Here is a 21,801-nt window from a genome sequence, read left to right on the forward strand (position 1 = left end):
AACCGGGCGCGGGGGCGACGGTCCATGGCCAATAATGTTCGACAGCTAGCGTAGTCCCGAAGACCCGTCCAAGCCACGAATGGGGTCAGGCCGGTGCTCGGAGTGACCGAAAAAGGCGGGACTGTTCGGGTCGCCGCCCCGGCCCGCCGCCTCGCGGGCTGAACCAGACGACGGGGAAGGAACGCTCGGTGGAGTACACATCCGGCGCGGCATCCTGGCAGAAGGTGCTCCGGCGGGTGGTCGCCGGCCTCCTGCCACGGCGACCGCGGCAGCGCCGACCGGGCTGGTCGATCGGGGTGCCGCTGATCGCCGCCGCGGCCGGGCTGCTCTTCACCACCACGGCGACCACCGCCGGCGGCACCGCCCTACGCGAGGACCGGCGCCCCCAGCTCAACCAGCTCATCGAGGACCGCCGCGCGGAGGTGGCGGCCAGCGAGCAACGCGCCGCCACGCTGCGCGGGGAGGTCGAGGACCGCACCACGGCGTTGGCCAGCTCGGACGGCCCCATCAAGGAGCAGCAGGACCGGGCGGCCGCCAGCCGGGAGGCCGCCGGATTCACCGCGCTCAGCGGCCCCGGGGTGACGGTGGAACTCAACGACGCGCCCCGCCGCAACGACGGGACCCTGCCCGCCGGGGCCACCAACGACGACCTGGTCGTCCACCAGGGGGACGTGCAGGCCGTGGTGAACGCCCTCTGGGCGGGTGGTGCCGAGGCCATGTCCATCATGAACGTCCGCGTGCTGTCGACCAGCGCGGTACGCTGCGTCGGTAACACCCTGCTGCTGCACGGCCGGGTGTACTCCCCTCCATTCAAGATCGTAGCAATCGGCGATCCCGCTACCCTTCAGCGGGCCCTCGCCGAGTCCGAGGGAGTCCGGTTGTTCAGGGACCTGGTCGACGTCTACAAGCTCGGCTACAAGGAGTCCGTCTCCACCGTCGCCGTGCCGGCGTTCGAGGATTCGACAACGCTCCGGTCGGCGACGGTGCCACGGTGACCCGCGACGACTGGCCGGAGGAGCCCGACGGCCGGCACCGCGACCACGGTGACGGCCCGACGGAGTTCCTGCCCAAGGTCAATCGCCCCGCCCCGGCCGGAGCCTGGCCGGAGCCGGCGCTGCCGCCCCGCTCCCCGGCGTCGCGCCCGCACGGTCCCGGCCCGTCGGTCGGCGACGGCCGCCCGACCGGCGGCCAACCCGGCGAATGGGCGCGCGCCGTGTCCGACCCCGCCCGCCCCGCCGATTCCGCCCAGCCCGGCGACCAGGCGCGCCCGGGCGGCCCCGCGTGGGAGCCCGGTCGTCCCGCGAACCCCGGCCGGTTCGCCCCCGGCGCCGACCAGGCCCGCACCACCGTCAACCCGGCCCGGCCCGCCGATCCGGACCGCCTCGGGCCCGATCGCCCCGGCCCTGCCGGCTTCGGCCGCCCCGGCCCCACCGACCACGGCCGCCCCGGCCCTGCCGGCTTCGACCGCCCCGGCCCCACCGACTTCGGCCGCCCCGGCCCTGCCGACCCCGACCACGGCCGCCCCGGCCCTGCCGACCACGGCCGCCCCGGTCTCGGCGACTTCGGCCCACCCGCCGGCCGCCCAGACGTCGGCTCGCCGGCCCGTCCCGTGGACTTCGGCCCGCCCACCGGCACCGCCGGCCGGGGTGCCCCCGTCCCACCACCGTGGTCGGGCGCCGGCCAACTCCGGCCGGCCGCCCCGCCGCACCCGGCGCCGCCGGCCGGCCCCGTCGGGCAGCCGGACGCCACCCGGGCGGCCGGGCAGGGCGGCGAACGGTCGCTCCGTCCGCCCGTGGACCGCGCCGCCGCCCAGGGCGACCGGCCGGCCACCGACGGGCCGACCGCCTTCATCCCGAAGAGCGGCGCGGCCGTCGGGGGGCCGTCCACCCCGGCTTCGCCGACCGTCCCCGACCGCTCGGCCGACCCCGGGGCCACCGCCGTGATCCCGGCCGTCTCCGGGCGTACGCCGGCCGGCTCGGCGGCCTTGTTCGAGTCGACCGCCCTGATGGGAGCCGTGCCGCGCCCCCCGAAGACGGACGAACCCGACATCCCCGACGCCGGCACCGAGCAGCCCCGGCCACGCCGGGGTGAACGGGTCGTCCAGCTCCGGCCGGAGCAGACCGGCGAGGGCTACAAGAGCGTCTACTCGGAGCTGACCCGGCCGTCACTGGCCTCCCGGCTGCGCGCCGGCATCCGGATCACCGGCGAGGTGCTGATCACCTTCGGCATGGTGGTGCTGCTCTTCGCCGGCTACGAGGTGTGGGGCAAGTCGGCGATCGTCGACGCCCACCAGAACGACCTCAGCCAGCAGTTGGCGCAGGCGTGGGGGCCGGACGGCGACCCGACCGTGGCGCCGTCGGCCAGCGCGCCCACCAAGCCGAAGCCGCCGGTGCAGGGCAAGCCGATGGCGGGGCTCTACATCCCCAAGCTGGACAAGAACTGGGTCGTGGTCGAGGGCGTGACCCAGAAGGACATCCGGTACGCGCCCGGGCACTACCCGTCCAGCGCCCTGCCGGGCCAGGTGGGCAACTTCTCCGTCGCCGGGCACCGCAACCGCGCCACCTTCTGGCGACTTGACGAGCTGAACGACGGCGACGCCATCGTGGTGGAGAGCAAGACCGACTGGTACGTCTACAAGGTGAGCCAGAGCCGGATCGTCCGGCCCACCCAGGTCGAGGTGGTGGCGCCCGTGCCGGGCAAGCCCGGGGTGAAGCCGACCAAGTCGATGCTCACCCTGACCACGTGCAACCCGAAGTTCGACAACTACCAGCGCCTGATCATCCACGCCGAGTTGGCGCGTACCCAGCCGAAGTCGGCGGGTCGCCCGGCGGAACTGGGAGGCTAGGCGGTGTACGGCTGGATCTGGCGCAAGCTTCCCTTCGGGCTGCCCGGCAAGCTCGTCGGCAGCCTGCTGATCGCCAGCGCGATGGTGGCCCTGCTCTGGTACGTGGTCTTCCCCTGGGCCGAGCCCCTCCTGCCCTTCGACGACGTGCAGGTCACCCAGGAGTCCGGCGAACCCGGCGACGTCGGCGTGGTGCCCGGCGACGGGGAGGCGACGCCCGGCGACGGGCACGACCTGCCGTACGACACCGAACGGAACAACACCCCGCCCCCCTCCCCGGACGAGTGAGCCCCCTGATGCGTGTCCTGGTGATCGACAACTACGACTCGTTCGTGTTCAACATCGTGCAGTATCTTGGCCAACTCGGCGTGGACTGCGAGGTCCGGCGCAACGACGAGATCGAGGTCGCCGAGGTGGGCAGGGCCGGCGCGGCCGGCGTCCTGTTGTCGCCCGGTCCGGGCAGCCCCGACCGGGCCGGCATCTGCCTCGACGTCATCCGCCGGTACGCGGGCGAGCTGCCGATCTTCGGCGTCTGCCTGGGGCACCAGGCGATCGGCGAGGCATTCGGCGCCACGGTGACCCGCGCCCCCGAGCTGCTGCACGGCAAGACCTCCGAGGTCCGCCACCAGGGCGTCGGAGTGCTCGCCGGTCTGCCGGACCCGTTCACCGCCACCCGCTACCACTCGCTCGCGGTGCTGCCCGAGACGCTGCCCGAGGAGCTGGAGGTCACCGGCTGGACCGGCTCCGGGGTGGTGATGGCGATGCGCCACCGGACGCTGCCGATCGAGGGCGTCCAGTTCCACCCCGAGTCCGTACTCACCGAGGGCGGGCACCTCATGTTGGCGAACTGGCTCGCCGCCTGCGGTCACCCCGAGGCGCTGGAGCGGGCCCCGGAGCTGGCCGCCGAGGTGGACGCGCGCCGCCGCGCCGCCTTCGCCGCCGGCTGAGCGGCAGGACTGCCCACGCCGAGCCCCCGACCCTCGACGGAACCCGCGAAAGGCGTGGTCAGCCCTTCAGCGCGTCCTGCACCGCCGGGTCGGTCGGTGAGCGGACCGCGGGCGGCCTGCGTCGCACCGCGTCCCATGCCGCCTTGCCGCTGGCGAAGTAGTCCCGGACCGCTTTCCCCACGAGCAGGGCGGGCCCGCAGCCGGGACAGCGAGCGGTCACTCCGTCGGCGTCGAGGCCGAGGTGTCGGCACAGCGTGACCGCCCGGGACAGGTGGTAGGACTGGGTCACGACCAGGGCCCGCTCGATCCCGTACACGTCGCGCGCCCGGGCACAGCTGTCGTACGTGTCCAGGCCGAACGGGTCGGCCACGACGCGACGCGGATCGACACCCAGCCGCTCGGTCAGGTAGGAGGTCATCACCGCCGGCTCGTCACCGGAGGTGCCACCCCCGTCGCCCGACACGAGGATCACCCGCGCCCGCCCGCTGTGCACCAGCTCGGCGGCGGTTTCGAGGCGGCCGGTGAGCCGGTCGCCCGGTTGGCGTCGATCCGCCGCCACCGCGGTGCCCAGGACGATCACGACGTCGGCGGCCGGCGCCCCGGCCTCGTCGTACACGTGGCCGCGGGCGGCGACGGTGGTCCACAGCCAGGGAAGACTGGCGAGCAGCAGCGCGGCCAGAGCGAGAACCGCCGCGCGGGTCAGGCGTCGCCGCCACCGGTTCGCCCGACCCGCCGGGCCCGTCGCCCCTCTCACGAGTGACGCCCGGCGGCAACCCTCGCATCCACCCCGTTCGTCCTCTCTGTGCACAGCACCGCCCGAACCGGGCGAGCATCCGCCCGGCCGACGGACCTGGCCGGCAAACGCCCGGCCTACGGATCCCGGCGGGGCGTCGCCCGCCGGAGGTCACTGCTCGGAGAGCCGGGCCGGTGGGGTGGTCGGGAACAGCGGGAAGCCGCCGCCACCGCCGGAGGGTGTGCCGCTGGGCGTGGGGCTCGGCGTGTCGGACGGCGTCGGCTCGGCCTGCGGCACGCTGACCACGATCGTCACCGTCTTGCCCTTCGCGAGGTTGCGCCCGGGTTGTGGGTCCTGCGAGAGGACGCGCCCGGCCTCGGCCGCCGGCACCTCCCGGCCCTGCTCGACGTCGACGTCGTAGCCGGCGGCCTTCAGCTCGTCCTTGGCATCCTTCTCGGTGGAGCCGACCACGTTCGGCACTCGGCCGACGTTGCCCTTGGAGACGGTGACGGTGACCGTGGTTCCCTCCGCCACCCGCGTGCCCGAGGTCGGCGACACCTCCAGGACGATGCCCTCCGGCTGCGCGCTGTCCTTCTCTTCCTTCTTGACCTTGAAGCCCTCGTTCTTCAGCCGCTCCTCCACGTTCTCGAAGGTGGAGCCGACGAGGGCGGGCGGGATGGCCTTCGTGGCGGGGCCGCCGCAGACCTGTACGACGACTTCCTGGTTGGGTTCCAGGGCCGAGTTGGCGGCCGGCGTCTGGTTGACCACCTGGCCCTTCTTGCAGTTGGCGTCGAAGTGCTGCTCGCCCTCCCTGGGCACCAGGTTGGCCTGCTGGATCCGGGTGAACGCCTCCTGCTGCGTCAGGCCGGTCACGGTGGGAACGGTGACCTTGTCGTCGCCCTGGTTCAGCAGGGCGGCGACGAGGGCGATCACCGCGAGCACGCCGACCGCGGCGAAGGTCGCGATGAGCCAGGACGACGCCCTACGCCGGCGGGGGTCGCCGACCCGGGCCGGGATCTGCCGGGTCTGCGGTGCGCCGGGCGCGGCCGGGTAGCCGGCACCGGCCGGGACGACCCGCGTCGTCTCGTCCTGCGGCAGCACGGGGGTGGCCAGCACCGGGCGGCCGGCGGCGGCGCGGAGCAGGTCGGCCCGCATCTCGCCGGCGCTCTGGTAGCGGTTGAGCGGGTTCTTCGACAGCGCCTTGAGCACGATCGCGTCGACGGCCGGGTTGACGTCCGGGTTGATGTCGCTCGGCGTCGGCGGGGCCTCCCGCACGTGCTGGTAGGCCACGCTGACCGGGCTGTCGCCGACGAACGGCGGGTGCCCGCAGACCAGTTCGAAGAGCACGCAGCCGGCGGCGTAGACGTCGGACCGGGCGTCGACCGCCTCGCCCCGCGCCTGCTCGGGCGACAGGTACTGTGCGGTGCCGATCACCGCGCTGGTCTGGGTCATCGTGGTGGCGCCGCTGGCCAGCGCCCGCGCGATGCCAAAGTCCATCACCTTGACCTGGCCGGTCTGGGTGAGCATCACGTTGCCGGGCTTGATGTCCCGGTGGATGATGCCGTGCCGGTGGCTGAACTCCAGCGCCGCGCACATGTCGGCGCAGATCTCCAGCGCCCGGCGCGGCTGGAGCCGCCCCTCGACGCCGAGGACCTCCTTGAGGGTCCGCCCGTTGACGAACTCCATCACGATGAACGGCAGCGTCTCGCCGGTCGGCGCGGTCTCCTCGCCGGTGTCGTAGACGGCCACGATCGCCGGGTGGTTGAGGGACGCCGCGTTCTGCGCCTCGCGGCGGAACCGCATCTGGAAGGTGGCGTCCCGGGCGAGGTCGGTCCGGAGCATCTTGATCGCGACGTCCCGACCGAGCCGGAGATCGCGACCGCGGTGCACCTCGGCCATGCCGCCGTAGCCGAGCAGCTCGCCGACCTGGTACCTGCCACCGAGCAGGCGGGCCTGCGCTGTCATCGCGTCTGTCGTCCTTCGCTCGTCGTCTCGTCGCCGCCCGGCCGGGGCAGTTCCTGTCGACGGTACGACGTCCGGGCCGGATCGTCGCGTCCGTCGGGCCGCAGCACGCCGAACGTCACCGTCTGCGGGGTGACCGCGCCGGACTGCTGCGACTTCTCCCGCAACGTGTAGGAAATCACGCCGGAGCAGACGAGGACCAGTACGGCCAGGAGGATGGCGAGTAACACCATCCCGGGCCGGGACCGTCGCCCGCCGGGCTGGGGTGCCAGCGGGGCGGCCTGCCCCGCGTACGCCATCGGGCGGGCCGGCGGCACGGTCGCCGCGCCGCGCGGGTAGCCGGGCGGGGCCACGGGTGGGCGGGGCACCGACGCGGCGGGCGCGACGGTCGTGGGGCGGTGCGGCACGACGGCCGGGCGGGGTGCCGCCACGGGCGGGCGCTGCGGCTGCGGGGCGGCGGTCGGCGGCCGGTGCGGGGCGACCCGCGGGTGCGCCGCCGGTGCCGGCACCTGGGCGCGGCCGGGCGGGGCGGCGGGCGACGCCGGGGCCGCGGAGATCGGCCGGCCACCAGCGCGGGCCTGCTGGGAGAGCTGGGCCTTCAACTGCCGGGCCACCCCGGCCAGCGCGGCGGCGCTGGGCCAGCGGGCCGCCGGGTCCTTCGCCAGGGCCCGCTCCACCACGGCCCGGACCTGCGGCGGGATGTCGGCGGGCAGCGGGCGGGGGGCCTCCCGGACGTGCCGCATGGCGATCTCGAGGGGATTGTCGCCCTCGAACGGCCGCCGGCCGGCCAGGCACTGGTACGCGACCACGCCGAGCGCGTAGACGTCGGACGCGGACGTGGCGACGCCGCCGGTGGCCTGCTCGGGGGAGATGTACGAGGCGGTGCCGAGCACCGAGCCGGCCGCGGTGAGCTGGGCGACCAGGTCCGACCGGGCGATGCCGAAGTCGGTGAGCACCAGGGTGCCGTTGGGCCGGACCAGCAGATTGCCCGGCTTCACGTCCCGGTGCACGATGCCCTTCACGTGCGCCGCGTGCAGTGCGTCGGCCGCCTGGGCGACCAGCGCCATCGTGCGGGCCGGGGTGAGCCGGCCCACCCGGGCCAGGGTGGCCGACAGCGCGTCGCCCTCGACGTACTCCATGACCAGGAAGGCGATCTGCTGGTCGTTGCCGAAGTCGTAGACGTCGACCACGCCGGGGTGGTTGATCGTCGCCATGGTGCGGGCCTCGCCGCGGAACCGCTCGGCGAAGTCGGGGTCGTCGAGCAGCGCGGGGAGCAGGCTCTTGACCGCGACCGTCCGGCCGAGCACCTGGTCGGTGCCGCGCCAGACGTCGCCCATGCCACCGCTGGCGATCCGCTCGTCGAGGCGGTAGCGGTTGCCGAGCTGCACCCCGGGGCTGAGCATGTCAGCGGCCTCCGGGATCGGCGATGGCGGCGCGCATGATCTGCCCGGCGATCCGGGCCGCCTCGGCGCTGCCGCCCGGGCCGGCCTGCTCCAGCATGACGCAGACCGCCGAGACCGGGTTCCCGTTCTTGTCGAGCGCGAAGCCGATGAACCAGCCGTGGTCCGGCCGGTCGGGCGCGGACTGCGCGGTGCCGGTCTTGCCGCCGACGGTGTAGCCGCTGATCCGCGCGCTCTCGCCGGTGCCGTTCTCGACGACGCTGACCATCATCTCCCGCAGGTCGCCAGCGACCTGGCCGCTGACCGGCTGGCGCAGCTCCCGGGGATTGGCGGTGTAGTAGCTGGTGGTGCGGTCCGGGCCGAGGAGCTGGCGGACAAGGTACGGGCGCATCTGGCTGCCGCCGTTCGCGACCGAGGCGGCGATCAGGGCGCCCTGCAGCGGGGTCATCCGGACGTCGCGCTGGCCGATGGAGGACTGGGCGAGCGCGGCGGGGTCGTCGCCGCCGTCGGCGTTCTCCATGCTGCCGGTGCGGCTGGCCGCCACCGGGTGGCCGCCCTCCCCGAGCTGGCCGACGGTGAGGTCCTCCTGCTCGAAGCCGAACTGCCGGGCCTTCTCTTTGATCTTGTCCGCGCCGAGCCGGACGCCGAGCTGCGCGAAGCCCGTGTTGCACGACTCGGTGACCGCGTTCATCAGGGTGACCTCGTCCTCCGGGCAGATCGACGCCGCCGCGTTGCGGATCGGCGTGCCCGAGGTCGGCGGGGTGTAGCTGGACCCGGCCGGGATCCTGGTGTCCTGCCCGATGCCGTTCTCCAGCGCCGCGGCGGCCACCACGATCTTGAAGGTGGAGCCCGGTGGCAGCACCTCGCCGATGGCCCGGTTCTTCAACGGGCCGTTCGGGTTCTGCTCCAGCGCGTTGTACGCGGCCGTCGCCTCGTTGGTGTTGTGACCGGTCAGCGGGTTCGGGTCGAAGCTGGGCATGGAGACCAGCGCCTGCACCGCCCCGGTACGCGGGTCGATGGCGATCGCCGCGCCCCTCGGGACGTCGTTGCGGTTGTTGCGCAACTGCTCGTACGCGACGTCCTGGGCGCGCTTGGAGAGGGTGAGCAGCACGTTGCCGCCGCCGGTCTTGTCGCCGGTGAACATGTCCTTGAACCGGTCGATGAAGAGCTGGTCGCTGGTGCCGGCCAGGAAGTCGTTCTCGAACTTCTCGATGCCGGTGTCGGCGAGGTTGACCGGCTTGTAGCCGAGCACGTGCGCGTACTTGGCGCCGCCCGGGTAGGTGCGCTGGTACTTCAGCTCGCCGCTGGTCTCCTTGCTGGTGGCGAGGGCCGTGCCGCCCGCCTCGATGTTGCCGCGCTTGCGCTCGTACTCGGCGACCTGGACCCGGCCGTTGTAGTCGCTGGTGCGGTATTCGTCGGCCTTGTAGGCCTGGATCCAGTTCAGGTTGGCGAAGAGCAATCCGAAGAGGACCATCACGACGACGCCCACGCGGCGCAGGGGTGCGTTCACGGCCTGATCACCTCCGTGGGGGCACCGTGCAGCTGCTCCGGCGGGCCGCCGGACGGTCGGGCCGCCTTGCCGCCCCCGCCGCCGACCGGCCGGCGGGCCCCGTCGGAGATCCGGAGCAACACCGCGATGAGCAGCCAGTTGGCCATCAGCGACGAGCCGCCGGCGGAGAGGAACGGGGTGGTCTGGCCGGTCAGCGGGATGAGCTTGCTGATCCCGCCGACGATCACGAAGACCTGGAGCCCGAGGGTGAACGCCAGGCCGCCGGCCAGCAGCTTGCCGAACGAGTCGCGGACCGCCAGCGCCGCCCGCAGCCCCCGCTCGACGATCAGCAGATAGACGACGAGCAGCGCGGAGAGGCCGAACAGCCCGATCTCCTCGCCGATGCCGGCGAAGATGAAGTCGTTCTGCACCTCGGGCAGTTTGCCCGGCTGACCGCCGCCCGGCCCGGCGCCGAACATGCCGCCGGTGCCGAGCGCGAGCAGGCCCTGCACCAGTTGGTAGCCGTCCTCGTAGGGATCGGCGAACGGGTCCAGCCAGATCTGCGCCCGCAGGTAGAAGTTCGCGAACGGCCCGCCGACGAGGTCGCCGAGGACGTACGCCAGATAGGCGCCGCCGAAGAAGAGCACCAGGCCGATGAGCAGCCAGCTGACCCGCTCGGTGGCGATGTAGAGCGTCACCACGAACATGCCGAAGTAGAGCAGCGAGGTGCCCAGGTCCTTCTCGAAGACGAGGACCAGGACGCTGACCAGCCAGACCGCGACCACCGGGCCGAGGTCGCGCCCGCGCGGGAAGTCGATGCCGAGGAAGCGGCGGCTCGCCAGCGACAGCACCTCGCGCTTGCGCACGAGGTAGTAGGCGAAGAAGACCAGCAGCGCCAGCTTGGCGAACTCACCGGGCTGGATCGAGAAGCTGTCGCCGAACTTGATCCACAGCTTCGCGCCGTTGATCTCGGAGAACCGGCTCGGCAGCACCGCCGGGATCATCACCAGCACGATGCCGGCCAGCCCCAGGGTGTACGCGTAGCGGGAGATCGAGCGGTGGTCGCGCATCACGACGAGCAGCCCCGCCGCGAGGATCACCGAGAGGAGCGTCCAGGCCAGTTGCCGGCCACCGTTGCCAGCGAAGACGGCCAGGTCCGCCCGCTCGGCGGGGGCGGCGCTGCCCAGGTCGAGCCGGCGCAGGAAGCCCACCCCGATGCCGTTGAGCAGGGCGACGGCCGGCAGCAGGGCCGGGTCGGCGAAGGGCGCCAGGAACCGGATCACCAGGTGCAGGCCGAGGAAGACCGCGGTGAGCGCGGCGGCCGGCAGCCAGAAGTCGGCGGTGACCGTGTCGAGCACGTTCGCCTCGACCATCGCCCCGTACGCGGCCACCAGCACCATGGCCAGCAGCAGGAGCGAGAGCTCCGCGTTACGCCGGGACCGGGCCAGGCGCACGCCGGGCTGCTCGCCCGTGGTGGCGGGCGAGGGTGCCGGGATGGCCGCTGCGGTCACGGATCGTCCTCCGATTCGAGCCGACGCTCACTCCGGCGACCGGCAGGCGGCCGGGTCGAGCGTCGGCGAGACGGCGTCGGAGGGCGTGGCTTCGGGCGTGGTGGTCGGCGCGGCCGGCGTCGCCGAACGGCTGCCGGCCGCCGGGCTCGTGCTGGCCGTCGGCGTCGGCGTCGCCGCACCGGCGGTCGGCGTCGGAGTGGTGATGGCCACCGCGCTCGGGCTGGGCGGGCAGATCGGCTTCAGGTTCGGGTTGGTCGGGCTGTCGCTGGTCAGCTCGGCCAGCCGACGCTCGGCGTCCGGCTCGCTCTTGGCCGGAATGCCCTGCTTCACCTGCTCCTGGGCGGCCAGGGTCAGGTCGTCCAGGTCGGCGGGGCTGGTGGAGTGCACGGTGGAGAGGTCCATCCCGGCGATCTCGCCCTGGATGCCCCGGAACACCGCGACCTGGCCCTCCTCCGTCGCCCCGACGTAGTACTGCCGCTGGGTGTAGCTCCAGCCGCCGAAGACGGCCCCGCCGAGGAGCACCAGCAGCGCCAGCGTCGCCGCGGCGGCGCGCACCGGGCGGCGCTTCGGGCGGTCCGGCTCGTCGTCGTCGCCGGCGGGCTCCTCGGGAGCGGGGGGCCGCGGGGCGTTGAGCGCCGACGCGCGGGCGGCGGGGGTGGAGACGTCGGCGGAGGTCGCCATGCCCCGGTCGCGGGCGGCGGCGCCGCCGACGATCGGGCTCGCCTCGACGATGTCCTGGTCGGTGGCGTCCGCGATGATCACCGTGATGTTGTCCGGCCCGCCGCCGCGCAGGGCGAGCTGCACCAACCGCTCCACACACTGCTGGGGGTCGGCGTACTCGCGCATCGTGTCGGCGATCGTGTCGGCGCTGACCACGCCCGAGAGGCCGTCGCTGCAGATCAGGTAGCGGTCACCCGGCAGCACCTGGCGGACGCTGTATTCCGGGTCGATGTCGCGGCCGTCCAGCGCCCTGGTGAGCAGCGACCGCTGCGGGTGGCTGCTCGCCTCCTCGGCGCTGATCCGGCCCTCGTCGACGAGCATCTGGACGTACGTGTCGTCCTTGGTGATCTGCGCGAACTCGCCGTTGCGCAGGAGGTAGGCCCGCGAGTCGCCGATGTGGACCATGCCCAGCTTGCTGCCGGAGAAGAGGGTGGCGGTGAGCGTGGTGCCCATCCCCTCCAGCTGGGGGTTGGCGTCCACGGTGTCGCGGAGCTGCTGGTTGGCGGTGCCCACGGCCGAACGCAGCGCGTCGACGAGGGCGTCACCCGGGACGTCCTCGTCGAGCGGCGCCATGGCACCGATGACGATGTTGCTGGCGACGTCACCGGCGGCCATGCCGCCCATGCCGTCGGCGACGGCGAGTAGCCGCGGTCCGGCGTAGACGGAATCCTGGTTACCGTCTCGGATCAGACCGCGGTCGCTGTGGGCCGCATAGCGCAGGGTCAGAGTCATGGCCGTAATTCGAGAGAAGTGCGGCCGATCCGGATCGGCACGCCGAGGGGGACGGGGGTTGGTCCGGTGACCTTAGCGCGATCCAGGTAGGTGCCGTTAGTCGAGCCGAGGTCCTCGACGAACCACTGCCCGTCGCGCGGCACCAGCCGGGCGTGCCGTGCCGAGGCGTAGTCGTCGGTGATGACGAGGGTGGAGTCCTCGGCCCGACCGATGGTGATCTGCGCTTCGCCGAGGGTGATCCGCGTCCCCGCCAGTTGACCGGCGGTGACCACGAGCTGGTGCGCCGCCCTGCCCCGCTTCGCCTTCGCCGGTTTCGCCGCCTGCCCGAGCGAGGCCCCGACCGCCCGCGGGGCGGCCACCAGCCGGCCCGACCGGGCCCCCGCGAACAGGTCCCGGCGGATCACGCCGACCACGGTGAACACGAAGATCCACAGCAGGATGAGGAACCCGAACCGGGCGACGGTGATGACGAGTTCCGGCAAGGCGGATCAGCCGTCCACGCGGAAGGTCAGCGTCGTGGTGCCGAGCTGGATCATGTCGCCGGGGTTGAGCGCGACGGCGGAGACCCGCTGGCCGTTGACCATCGTGCCGTTGGTCGACCCCAGGTCGGTCAGCACGACCTGGCCGCCGTCGAAGTCCAGCCGGGCGTGTCGCCGCGAGATGCCGACGTCGGGCAGGCGCAGGTTGGCCTGGTCGCCGCGGCCGATCACGGTCGAGCCCATCTGGAGGGGATAGGTGCGCCCGTCGCCGGAGACCAGCCGCACGTTGCGGCTGCCGCCGTGGCCGGGCGGGGGGCCGTAGCCGCCGCCCTGGTCGTACGCCGGGTAGGCGGGCGGGCCGGCGTCGTAGCCGGGCGCGGAGACCGGGGCGACCTCACCGCCGGTGTAGACCTCGGCGGTGACCCGGAACATGCCCGTGTCCAGCCCCTCGCCGCGTTCGATCTCGACGATCACGTCGCCGTAGACCGTCCAGGCCTGCTCGCCGATGAACTCCGCCTGCGACTGGGCCAGCTCCTGGGCCAGCGCGGCAGCGTACGGCGCCAGCCGACTGTGGTCGTAGGGCGAGAGATCGATCACGTAGCGGTTGGGCACCAACGTGCGCCCACCGGCCAGGATCGCCTTGTGCGCCTCGGCCTCCCGCTGCATGGCGTTGAGGATCTCCACGGGGTGGACCACCCCTTTGAAGACCTTGGCGAAGGCTCCCTCGACCAGGCCTTCCAGACGCTTCTCGAAGCGTTGCAGCACGCTCACCGGCTCCTCCTCGGGTCCCGAGGACATGATGGTATCCGGCCGGAGCGCCCGCAGCTCACACGCCGCTCGGCCGGCTGGCGGCGGCCCGTTCGATGGGGCCGTTGTCGTCGTGCTAGTCTTTCGTCCGCCGAGAACGGTACCGCCTCGACGGACGGTAACCGATCGACGCAATGATCACGGACAACGTAGGATGTCCAGGGCCCGCTGGAGACAGCAGGACCGGCACAGACTACAGTGTTCGAGGTCAGGCCACGGGGAAGTGGCGGAATGGCAGACGCGCACGGTTCAGGTCCGTGTGCCCGAAAGGGCGTGGGGGTTCAACTCCCCCCTTCCCCACCAATACGCGAGGGCTCCGCAGCGATGCGGGGCCCTCGCGGCGTATCGGGGCGTGCCGTACGTCACGCTATGCTCCGATGGATTCTGCCTCCGAGGACCAGGAGTGGCGTGTGAGTGTCGCATTCGTGACCGGGTCGGGCGGGCTGATCGGCTCCGAGGCGGTCCGGCACTTCGCCGGCCTCGGTCTCGACGTCGTCGGCATCGACAACGACATGCGGCAGGAGTTCTTCGGCGAGGAGGCTTCGACCGCCTGGAACGTGCGGCGCCTGACCGACGAACTGGGGAGCGCGTACTCGCACCACAGCATCGACATCCGGGACCGGGCCGCGCTGGGCAAGCTCTTCAAGCGGTACGCGGGCGCCGTCGCCGTGGTGATCCACACCGCCGCCCAGCCGTCGCACGACTGGGCCGTGCGCGACCCGTTCACCGACTTCGACGTCAACGCCGCCGGCACGCTCAACGTCCTGCAGAACGTGCGCGAGCACTGCATCGAGGCGCCGGTGATCCACTGCTCCACCAACAAGGTCTACGGCGACCGGCCGAACAGCCTGCCCCTGGTCGAGCTGGAGACCCGGTGGGAGATCGAGCCGGGCCACCCGTACGAGCAGGGCATCCGCGAGGACATGTCCATCGACGGCTGCCTGCACTCGATCTTCGGCGCCTCGAAGGTCGCGGCCGACGTCATGGTGCAGGAGTACGGCCGCTACTTCGACATGCGGACGGCCTGCTTCCGGGGCGGCACGCTGACCGGGCCGGCGCACTCGGCCACCGAGCTGCACGGCTTCCTCGGGTACGTGATGCGCGCCAACATGGAGCGCCGGACGTACAAGATCTTCGGCTACCAGGGCAAGCAGGTGCGGGACGCGATCCACAGCTCGGACGTGGTCTCCGCGTTCGAGGCGTTCTTCCGCAACCCGCGTTCCGCAGCGGTCTACAACCTCGGCGGCGGCCGGCACTCCAACACCTCCAACCGTGAGGCGTTCGCGCTGGCCGAGCAGATCACCGGCCAGGAGATGGTCACCGAGTACGTCGAGGCCAACCGGATCGGCGACCACAAGTGGTGGATCGGCTCGAACGAGGCATTCCAGGCCGACTACCCGGAATGGAAGCAGGTCTACGACGTTCCCATGATCATGCGCGAGATCTACGAGGCCAACGTGGACAAGTGGGTGCCGGCAGCATGACCGCCAGGGGCAAACGGAACGTCCTCGGCGTCCTGGTCGACGCCACCGACTACGCCGCGGCGACCGAGCAGGTGGTGGCGGCCGCGCAGGAGCGCCGCCCGCTGGCACTGACGGCGCTGGCCGTGCACGGGGTGATGACCGGGGTGCTGGATCCGGCGCACAACGCCCGGCTGAACTCCTTCGACGTGGTCACCCCCGACGGCCAGCCGGTGCGCTGGGCGCTCAACCTCCTGCACGGCGCCGGGCTCACCGACCGGGTCTACGGGCCCACGCTGACCCTGCACGTGCTGTCCCGGTTCGCCGACGAGGGCCTGCCGGTCTACCTCTACGGCTCGACGGAGGAGACCCTGGCGAAGCTGATCCCGGCGCTCGAGCGGATGTTCCCGGCACTCAAGATCGCCGGCGTGGAGCCGTCCAAGTTCCGGGCGGTGCAGCCGGGTGAGGACGTCGAGATCGCCGACCGGATCAAGGCCAGCGGGGCCCGGCTCGTCCTGGTCGGGCTGGGCTGCCCGCGCCAGGAGGTCTTCGCGTACGCCATGCGGCCGCTGCTGGACATGCCGCTGATGGCGGTCGGGGCGGCCTTCGACTACCACGCCGGGCTGCTGCGCCAGCCACCGCCGTGGATGCAGCGGGCCGGCCTGGAGTGGTTCTGGCGCCTCGGCCTGGAGCCGAAGCGGCTGTGGCGCCGGTACGTGATCCTCAACCCGGCCTACCTGGCCCGGCTCGCCGGGCAGAAGACCGGCCTGTGGAAGGCGGTCCCGCCGCCCCCGGCCGCCGACCGGCCGTCCACCTTCGCCGTCTGACCGGAGAACCGGCAGACGTTAGGAAGGGCCCCTTCCTATGCACCAGGCGATAGGAAGGGGCCCTTCCTTGCACTGCGCCTAGAGGGTCAGGGTCCAGGTGTTGATGTAGCCGCTGTCGCCGGCGTAGACGTCCCGCACCCGCAGCTGCCAGGTGCCGTTCGCCGCCTCGCTCGACAGGTTCACCGTGTAGGTGGTGTTGATGTTGTCCGCGCCGTCCCAGATGTTGCTGTTCTTCAGCCGGTAGGACGAGCCGTCCGGGGCAACCAGGTCGACGACGAGGTCACCGCGGTAGGTGTGCACGATGTTCACCGCGACGGTCGAGGTCGACGAGGCGTTGCGGGCGCACCCGGAGATCGGGATCGAGCTGCTCACCGTGACACCGGTGTCCGGGATCGCGACGTCGGTGCCGTTGGTGCCGGAGCAGCCGCCGCCGGTGCCGGTCACGGTCAGCGAGTAGGTGGCGCTCCTGCTGCCGGAGGCCGCCGTGCCCGTCACCGTGACGGTGTAGGTGCCGGGCGCCGTGCTCGCCGAGGTGCTGATGGTGAGCGTCGAGGAACCGCCCGAGGTGACGGTGGCCGGGCTGAACGAGGCGGTCGCCCCGGACGGCAGCCCGCTCGCGGAGAGGCTCACCGACTGGGCCGAGCCGTTGGTGGTGGCGGTGGCCACCGTGGCGGTCACCGAGCCGCCCGGCGCGGTCGAGCCGGAGGTCGGCGAGACCGAGACGGAGAAGTCGTTGGTCGGCGGGGTGTCGTCGTTGACGACGTAGAGCAGCTTGTTCGGCGAGCCGGTGCCCGGGTTGCCCACCACGTTGTTGGTGGCGTTGTTCACCAGGTAGTCGCGGACCTGCTGCGGCGTCCAGGACGGGTTGGCGCTGGCCACCAGGGCCGCCGCGCCGACCACGTGCGGCGTCGCCATCGAGGTGCCGCTGATCGTGTTGGTGGCGGAGTCGCTGGTGTACCACGCCGAGGTGATCGACGAGCCGGGCGCGAAGATGTCCAGGCAGGTGCCGATGTTGGAGAACGAGGACCGGGCGTCCGTGTTGGTCGTCGAGCCGACGGTGATGCCCTCGGCGGTCCGGGCGGGCGAGGTGTTGCAGGCGTTCCCGCCCGAGTCGTTGCCGGCCGCCAGGCCGTAGCTCACGCCCGAGTTGATGGAGTTCCGCACGGCGGTGTCGAGCGTGCTGTTCGCGCCGCCGCCGAGGCTCATGTTGGCCACGGCCGGCTTGACCGCGTTCTGGGTCACCCAGTCGACACCGGCGATGACGCCGGCGTTCGTGCCGCTGCCCTGGCAGTTGAGCACCCGGACGCCGACCAGTTGGACGCCCTTCGCCACACCGTACGCCGAGCCGCCGACGGTGCCGGCGACGTGCGTGCCGTGGCCGTTGCAGTCGTCGGCCGAGCCCCCGTCGACGGCGTCGTAGCCGGAGGTGGCCCGGCCGCCGAAGTCGCTGTGGCTGAACCGGATGCCGGTGTCGATGATGTAGGCGTGCACGTTGCTCGCCGTGTTCGGGTACGTGTAGGAGCTGTCCAGCGGCAGTGCCCGCTGGTCGATCCGGTCCAGGCCCCAGGACGGCGGGTTGGTCTGGGTGCCGGCGATCGACACGGTGTGGTTCTGCTCGACGTACGCCACGGCGGGGTCTGCGGCGATCCGGGCGGCGGCCCCGGCGCCGACCCGGACCTCGAAGCCGCGCAGCGCGGCGCCGTAGGTGCGGGCCACCGTGCCGCCGTGCCGGCCGACCAGCCGTTGCGCGGTGTCACCGACGGTGGCGGGGGCGACCGCGGTGTCCTTGAAGACGACGATGTAGCTGTCGGCCACGGCGGTGGCGCCGCCCGCGGCCCGGATCGTGCCGACGGGCTCGGCGGCCATGGCGGGCGTGGCGGTGGCCACCATGGCCATGGTGGCCACCCCGACGAGTAGGGACCTGCGTGGAAGACCCATCTTCTACCTCCCTCCGACCGGCACCCGATCATCGACGTCCGTGGCGATAATCGATGAGTGCCGATCGAGCTGAGGGTAGAGCGGTGTCATCGGGATACAAACATGTCGACTTCCCTATAACACCGGGAGGATGCCCCCTACGGGACGCCGTTACGGGAGGAACGGGGGCCGGCCCCGGATTCGCGCGCGTCGGGAACGGGCAATGCTCTCCGTCATGGAGAGTCACCTCACCGTACTGGCGCCGCTGGCCGCCGTCTGGCTCGCCGCCGGCTGGCTGGCGGACGGGATGCCCCGGCTGGACAGCGCCCGCGCCCTGCGCCGGCGTACCGGATGGGTGCTCGCCCTGACCCTGACCGGCCTGGGCCTGACGGCCGCCGTGCTGGTTGCCGGGCTCTCCGGCGCCGGCGCGACCCCGGCGGACCGGGCCGCCGCCGGCCTCACCCTCGCCGCCGCGCCCGCGCTCGTCGTCGCGGCCTGCACCGTGCGCCGGGTACGCCGGCTGCGGGCGGGCGCGGGGGCGTTCGCCGCGGCACCCGGGACCCCGGCCCCGCACGGCCTCCGGGCCGCTGCGGCGCACCCGCTGGTCGGGCTTCCGTTGCAGGTCACGGGCCTGGCGATCCTGCCCGCGGTGGCGGCGGCGAGCGCCCCGGAACCGCTGTTCGGGCCCGGGGCGACCGGGCCGGCGATCACCGTCGGGGTGCTGGCGGTCGCCGCCATCGGCGTACGCCACGCGCTGCGGCACAGCCGCCTCGCCGAGCGGGCCGCGCCGCCCCGGCCGGCGTCACCGCGAGCGGCCGGGGCCCTGCACGTATAGCAGCTCCAGGATCGCCCGGGTCGCCTCGAACCAGCGGTCGAGCCACCCGGGCGGCGGGACGCTGCCCTTCGGCGGCAACTCCATCAGCAACCCGCGGAGCAGCGGGTGGTCGGCCAGCGACTCGGCCGGCTCCATCGACCAGCCGCCCGGCGGGAACGACGGCTCGGTCAACGGGTTCGGATCCAGCGACGGCAGGGAAAGCGGCCCCGCCTGCTCCGATGCGGCCGTCGTGGCCTCCCGGCCACCGACCTCCGTGTCGGTCGACACCACCTCGGTCAGGACGGTGTCCCGGCGCGCCCCGCGGTACTTGCCCCCGAAGCGCTCCGGCTTGCCCGGCCCGTTGGTGAGGTTGTCTGACCCGATCGTCGTCATCCGTCTCGCCTGCCTCGTTCGGTTGCGATTCGTGCGGCGGGTTGTCGACCAGCGCCGTATCGAGGGGTACAACGACACGGGCCCGATGTGGCGACGGGACGGCCGGGCTTCTTCGCGGCCGGACCGGACGCGGGCACGGCGATGCCCCCGCCCGGCTGCCCGCCGGACGGGGACACCGCCTCACCTCCCGGTCGCGTCAGTCCCGGCCGAAGCCGCCGCCCTTGGCGCCGGCGACGAAGGCGTGCCAGTCGCCCGGGGCGAAGACCAGGGCCGGACCCGTCTTGTCCTTCGAGTCCCGCACGCCGACCGCCCCCGTCACGTAAGCCACCTCCACGCAGTTGTCACAGTTCGGCCCGCTCTTCGAGCTCTTGAACCACGCTGCCTGCGTCAGGTCCACGGGGAACCCCTTGGTCGCCATTTCCACAACGGCTCCTCTGCCAGTTTCGCGATGTGTGCGATGGACTCCTCCGGACGAATGGCCGCCGCTCGGACGTGATCGAAGATGAAGCTGTACTTCTGCAGTTCGTCGCTCTTCTCCAGGAAGAGCCCACCCGTGGCGTTCTCCGCGTACACGACATCCGGATCACCGGGCTCGGGGAAGCTGAGGATCGTGAAGGTCCCGTCCATGCCGGCGTGCGCCCCCACCTCGAACGGCAGGATCTGCAGCGTCACGTTCGGCAGTTCCGCCACCTCGACCAGCCGGTTGAGCTGGTCACGCATGACCGCGTCCCCACCCACCGGACGGCTCACCACCGCCTCATCGAGCACCACCCACAGATCGACCGGATCATCCTGTGTCAGCAACGACTGACGGCCGAGCCGGACACGGACACGTTGTGCGACCTGGTCAGGGGTGAAGTCCGGCCGCGCGGCGCGGATCATCGCGCTCGCGTACGCCTCGGTCTCCAGCAGGCCGGGCACCACCTGCTGCTCGTACGCGCGGATCGAGCTGGCCGCGGCCTCCAGGCCGACGTACGCGCCGACCAGCACCGTGCTGTACGGGTGCCACCAGCCCTTCTGCCGCGCCTCCCGGGCGATCTGCACCAACTCGTCGCTCTCGGCGCCCACCACCCCGTAGATCCGGAGCATGTCCCGCACGTCGCGCGGCGTCGCCGTGGTGTGACCGGTCTCGATCCGCGAGATCTTCGACGCCGAGCACTCCAGCTGCTCGGCGACGACCTCGATGGTGATCCCGGCCGCCTCCCGCTGCCGCCGCAGTTCCGCGCCGAGGCGGCGGCGCCGGATGGTCGGGCTGCGCCGCTCGCTCACGCCCTCACCACCCCGTCCGCTGGTCGGGACCACCGGCTGTCGGCCCTCACCGGCCCACCTCCGCGTCGCGCGCGCCGCTGCCGTCGCCCGCCGGGGGCGCGACCGTCGAACGGCGGGCGTCGTTCGCGGCGAGGGGGTGGTGCCGGTCATCGGCCGGCCGCGACGGGCGAAACCGGACCCCAGTGTGCCGCCGATACGTGAACGGCTACAAGCGCCGCTTGCGCGCGCCGCTCGCGTATCGGCAAAAGTCGACGTGCAACTTGCATGAAGCACGTCGCTGATGCACTCTGTGCGTATGGCACGGGTTACTCACCGTCTCCGTCCGCTCCCCCGCCGTGGTGAACCCACGGGCTCCGGGACGCGCGCCGGTGGGGCCGCCCGGCCTTCGACAACCAGACCTGCCCCGGGTTGATGACCCCGCCGCTGCACGCCAGTTGGCTGTGGCGGCGGGAGCGGTACCCGGTGCAGCCGGGTGATGGTCGGGTGGCGGTTCGCCACCAGCGGGTACGGCCCGACCACCACCGCCCGCACCACCGGTCCACGAGGGCACGACCCCCGTGGCCGGCCACCGAGACGTCCCCCGACCCGCTCCCGCCGGCCCGTCCGCCGGCCGACCCTTCCCAGGAGCCCATGTGCTTCCCCGCTCCGGTGACGTACTGCACGTGACTCGCGCGGCGAGTGTCCAGTTCCTCAGGCCCATCACGTTCCGGGTCATCCGGGTGCTCGACTGGCCGACCTACGACGGCTGGATCTGGCTCGACGGCTACGAGTTGAACGCCTCGGGGGACGCGGTCAACCGGCGGTCGATCTTCGTCCAGCGGGAGGGTCTGCGCCAACTGCAGGCGGCTCCTGAGCCCCGTACGCACGCCGTGCGGGCACCGCGCCGGCCCGTCGCCCGCACCCCGCTCCGGGTGGGCTGACCTCCGCGATCGGCAGCCGGGGGGCGTGCCCCGCCATAGAATGAGGTACGCCCACCCCGGCAGGTTCCACCCCGCGCGTCCAGGACCCCGAACCTGGGATGGCCATGGTCAATCAGTCCGCCGCGCGGCGGCACCACCGCTCCCGCATCGCCTACGCCTTCGGAATCCTGGCGCTGATCGGCGCCGCCACGACACTCGTGGTCGTGGTCCGCGACCCCGCCCTGTCGTCCACCACCCGGCTGACCGCCCCGGTCCCCGCACCGGAGATCACCGTGGCCGACGACGACCCGCCGGCCGGCGACGACGGGCAGGACGCCTTCGACGCCCCGTACTCCCCGGACGGAGCGGGCGCACTCGGCGCCGCCGACGAGACCGGAACCGACGTGCCGGCCGGTTCGTCGGACGGCACCGCCGAGGCCGCCCGACAGTCGCCGGACGACGTCCGCCGTTCCCTCTTCTGGTCCGGGGTCTTCGGTCTGGCCATCTCGCTGGCCGGGCTCGGCCTGGTCGGAACCAGACGCCGAATGTGGTGACCCGGTCGGCCGCCGCTCGTTCGTGCACCACCCGGAGCGGTGACGG

At 72.7% G+C, this 21,801-nt stretch carries 21 protein-coding genes and 1 tRNA gene; 10 read left to right on the forward strand and 12 right to left on the reverse strand.

Annotated features, from left to right (window positions below; all coding sequences use genetic code 11):
* The first annotated feature begins 188 nt into the window (after window positions 1-188).
* From ACZ6Q9_RS15030 to ACZ6Q9_RS15045, 4 genes are read left to right on the forward strand one after another with little or no spacing between them, the layout of a single operon-like run.
* Complete coding sequence (locus ACZ6Q9_RS15030) at window positions 189-995, forward strand: DUF881 domain-containing protein (protein WP_393457495.1); 807 nt, start codon at window positions 189-191, stop codon at window positions 993-995.
* Window positions 992-2,845, forward strand: a complete 1,854-nt coding sequence (locus tag ACZ6Q9_RS15035; protein ID WP_396829192.1) for a class E sortase — start codon at window positions 992-994, stop codon at window positions 2,843-2,845. The genes ACZ6Q9_RS15030 and ACZ6Q9_RS15035 overlap by 4 nt, the downstream gene beginning before the upstream one ends.
* Window positions 2,846-2,848: 3 nt before the next feature.
* Complete coding sequence (locus ACZ6Q9_RS15040; RefSeq protein WP_350702311.1) at window positions 2,849-3,130, forward strand: hypothetical protein; 282 nt, start codon at window positions 2,849-2,851, stop codon at window positions 3,128-3,130.
* Window positions 3,131-3,138: 8 nt separating this feature from the next.
* Window positions 3,139-3,789, forward strand: coding sequence for an aminodeoxychorismate/anthranilate synthase component II (locus ACZ6Q9_RS15045; RefSeq protein ID WP_393457501.1), 651 nt, complete (start codon window positions 3,139-3,141; stop codon window positions 3,787-3,789).
* A 58-nt stretch (window positions 3,790-3,847) separates the two neighbouring features.
* Here the strand turns inward: ACZ6Q9_RS15045 and ACZ6Q9_RS15050 are convergent, their stop codons facing one another.
* The 8 genes from ACZ6Q9_RS15050 to ACZ6Q9_RS15085 all read right to left on the reverse strand — a co-directional run bounded on the left by ACZ6Q9_RS15050 (window position 3,848) and on the right by ACZ6Q9_RS15085 (window position 13,613).
* Window positions 3,848-4,543, reverse strand: coding sequence for a SanA/YdcF family protein (locus tag ACZ6Q9_RS15050; protein ID WP_393457504.1), 696 nt, complete (start codon window positions 4,541-4,543; stop codon window positions 3,848-3,850).
* Between the two features lie 150 nt (window positions 4,544-4,693).
* Window positions 4,694-6,487: a Stk1 family PASTA domain-containing Ser/Thr kinase gene (gene pknB / locus ACZ6Q9_RS15055; protein WP_393457507.1), complete on the reverse strand. Its 1,794-nt coding sequence runs from the start codon at window positions 6,485-6,487 to the stop codon at window positions 4,694-4,696.
* On the reverse strand, window positions 6,484-7,887 hold the full coding sequence (locus ACZ6Q9_RS15060; RefSeq protein ID WP_393457510.1) for a protein kinase domain-containing protein: 1,404 nt from the start codon (window positions 7,885-7,887) through the stop codon (window positions 6,484-6,486). Before ACZ6Q9_RS15060 ends, pknB begins: the two co-directional genes overlap by 4 nt.
* 1 nt (window position 7,888) lies before the next feature.
* Window positions 7,889-9,394: a peptidoglycan D,D-transpeptidase FtsI family protein gene (locus ACZ6Q9_RS15065; RefSeq protein ID WP_393259644.1), complete on the reverse strand. Its 1,506-nt coding sequence runs from the start codon at window positions 9,392-9,394 to the stop codon at window positions 7,889-7,891.
* Window positions 9,391-10,827 carry an FtsW/RodA/SpoVE family cell cycle protein gene (locus tag ACZ6Q9_RS15070; protein WP_393260650.1) on the reverse strand — a complete coding sequence of 479 codons (1,437 nt, stop codon included), beginning with the start codon at window positions 10,825-10,827 and terminating at the stop codon, window positions 9,391-9,393. The genes ACZ6Q9_RS15065 and ACZ6Q9_RS15070 overlap by 4 nt, the downstream gene beginning before the upstream one ends.
* 84 nt (window positions 10,828-10,911) lie before the next feature.
* Entirely contained in the window at window positions 10,912-12,336 is a 1,425-nt protein-coding gene (locus ACZ6Q9_RS15075; RefSeq protein WP_393259642.1) for a PP2C family protein-serine/threonine phosphatase, read from the reverse strand.
* A complete protein-coding gene (locus tag ACZ6Q9_RS15080) occupies window positions 12,333-12,818 on the reverse strand; it encodes an FHA domain-containing protein FhaB/FipA (RefSeq protein WP_111134465.1) in 486 nt (161 codons plus the stop codon). The genes ACZ6Q9_RS15075 and ACZ6Q9_RS15080 overlap by 4 nt, the downstream gene beginning before the upstream one ends.
* A 6-nt stretch (window positions 12,819-12,824) precedes the next feature.
* On the reverse strand, window positions 12,825-13,613 hold the full coding sequence (locus tag ACZ6Q9_RS15085; protein WP_091100240.1) for an FhaA domain-containing protein: 789 nt from the start codon (window positions 13,611-13,613) through the stop codon (window positions 12,825-12,827).
* A 226-nt stretch (window positions 13,614-13,839) separates the two neighbouring features.
* Here ACZ6Q9_RS15085 and ACZ6Q9_RS15090 point away from each other — a divergent pair.
* The 3 genes from ACZ6Q9_RS15090 (at window position 13,840) to ACZ6Q9_RS15100 (ending at window position 15,909) form a co-directional block, all read left to right on the forward strand.
* A tRNA-Leu gene (locus ACZ6Q9_RS15090) sits at window positions 13,840-13,925 on the forward strand.
* Between the two features lie 107 nt (window positions 13,926-14,032).
* On the forward strand, window positions 14,033-15,106 hold the full coding sequence (locus tag ACZ6Q9_RS15095) for an NAD-dependent epimerase/dehydratase family protein (protein ID WP_350702325.1): 1,074 nt from the start codon (window positions 14,033-14,035) through the stop codon (window positions 15,104-15,106).
* Window positions 15,103-15,909: a WecB/TagA/CpsF family glycosyltransferase gene (locus ACZ6Q9_RS15100; RefSeq protein WP_393259638.1), complete on the forward strand. Its 807-nt coding sequence runs from the start codon at window positions 15,103-15,105 to the stop codon at window positions 15,907-15,909. The genes ACZ6Q9_RS15095 and ACZ6Q9_RS15100 overlap by 4 nt, the downstream gene beginning before the upstream one ends.
* Before the next feature lie 78 nt (window positions 15,910-15,987).
* On the opposite strand, the gene ACZ6Q9_RS15105 is transcribed toward ACZ6Q9_RS15100, so the two are convergent.
* Window positions 15,988-17,847, reverse strand: coding sequence for a S8 family peptidase (locus ACZ6Q9_RS15105; RefSeq protein WP_396829193.1), 1,860 nt, complete (start codon window positions 17,845-17,847; stop codon window positions 15,988-15,990).
* A 214-nt stretch (window positions 17,848-18,061) separates the two neighbouring features.
* Between ACZ6Q9_RS15105 and ACZ6Q9_RS15110 the strand changes: the two genes are divergently transcribed.
* Window positions 18,062-18,661, forward strand: coding sequence for a hypothetical protein (locus tag ACZ6Q9_RS15110; protein WP_393259635.1), 600 nt, complete (start codon window positions 18,062-18,064; stop codon window positions 18,659-18,661).
* On the opposite strand, the gene ACZ6Q9_RS15115 is transcribed toward ACZ6Q9_RS15110, so the two are convergent.
* The 3 genes from ACZ6Q9_RS15115 to ACZ6Q9_RS15125 all read right to left on the reverse strand — a co-directional run bounded on the left by ACZ6Q9_RS15115 (window position 18,629) and on the right by ACZ6Q9_RS15125 (window position 20,302).
* A complete protein-coding gene (locus ACZ6Q9_RS15115) occupies window positions 18,629-19,033 on the reverse strand; it encodes a hypothetical protein (RefSeq protein ID WP_393259633.1) in 405 nt (134 codons plus the stop codon). The genes ACZ6Q9_RS15110 and ACZ6Q9_RS15115 overlap by 33 nt on opposite strands.
* 196 nt (window positions 19,034-19,229) lie before the next feature.
* Window positions 19,230-19,451, reverse strand: a complete 222-nt coding sequence (locus ACZ6Q9_RS15120) for a DUF397 domain-containing protein (RefSeq protein ID WP_350683267.1) — start codon at window positions 19,449-19,451, stop codon at window positions 19,230-19,232.
* Window positions 19,421-20,302 (reverse strand): helix-turn-helix domain-containing protein, encoded by an 882-nt coding sequence (locus ACZ6Q9_RS15125; protein WP_350702337.1) that lies wholly within the window; start codon window positions 20,300-20,302, stop codon window positions 19,421-19,423. The genes ACZ6Q9_RS15120 and ACZ6Q9_RS15125 overlap by 31 nt, the downstream gene beginning before the upstream one ends.
* 632 nt (window positions 20,303-20,934) lie before the next feature.
* Between ACZ6Q9_RS15125 and ACZ6Q9_RS15130 the strand changes: the two genes are divergently transcribed.
* Entirely contained in the window at window positions 20,935-21,222 is a 288-nt protein-coding gene (locus tag ACZ6Q9_RS15130; RefSeq protein ID WP_357450074.1) for a hypothetical protein, read from the forward strand.
* Window positions 21,223-21,320: 98 nt separating this feature from the next.
* Window positions 21,321-21,755, forward strand: a complete 435-nt coding sequence (locus ACZ6Q9_RS15135) for a hypothetical protein (protein ID WP_396829194.1) — start codon at window positions 21,321-21,323, stop codon at window positions 21,753-21,755.
* The last annotated feature ends 46 nt before the right edge of the window (window positions 21,756-21,801 follow it).

It is taken from the genome of Micromonospora sp. NPDC049139 (genome assembly GCF_055586845.1).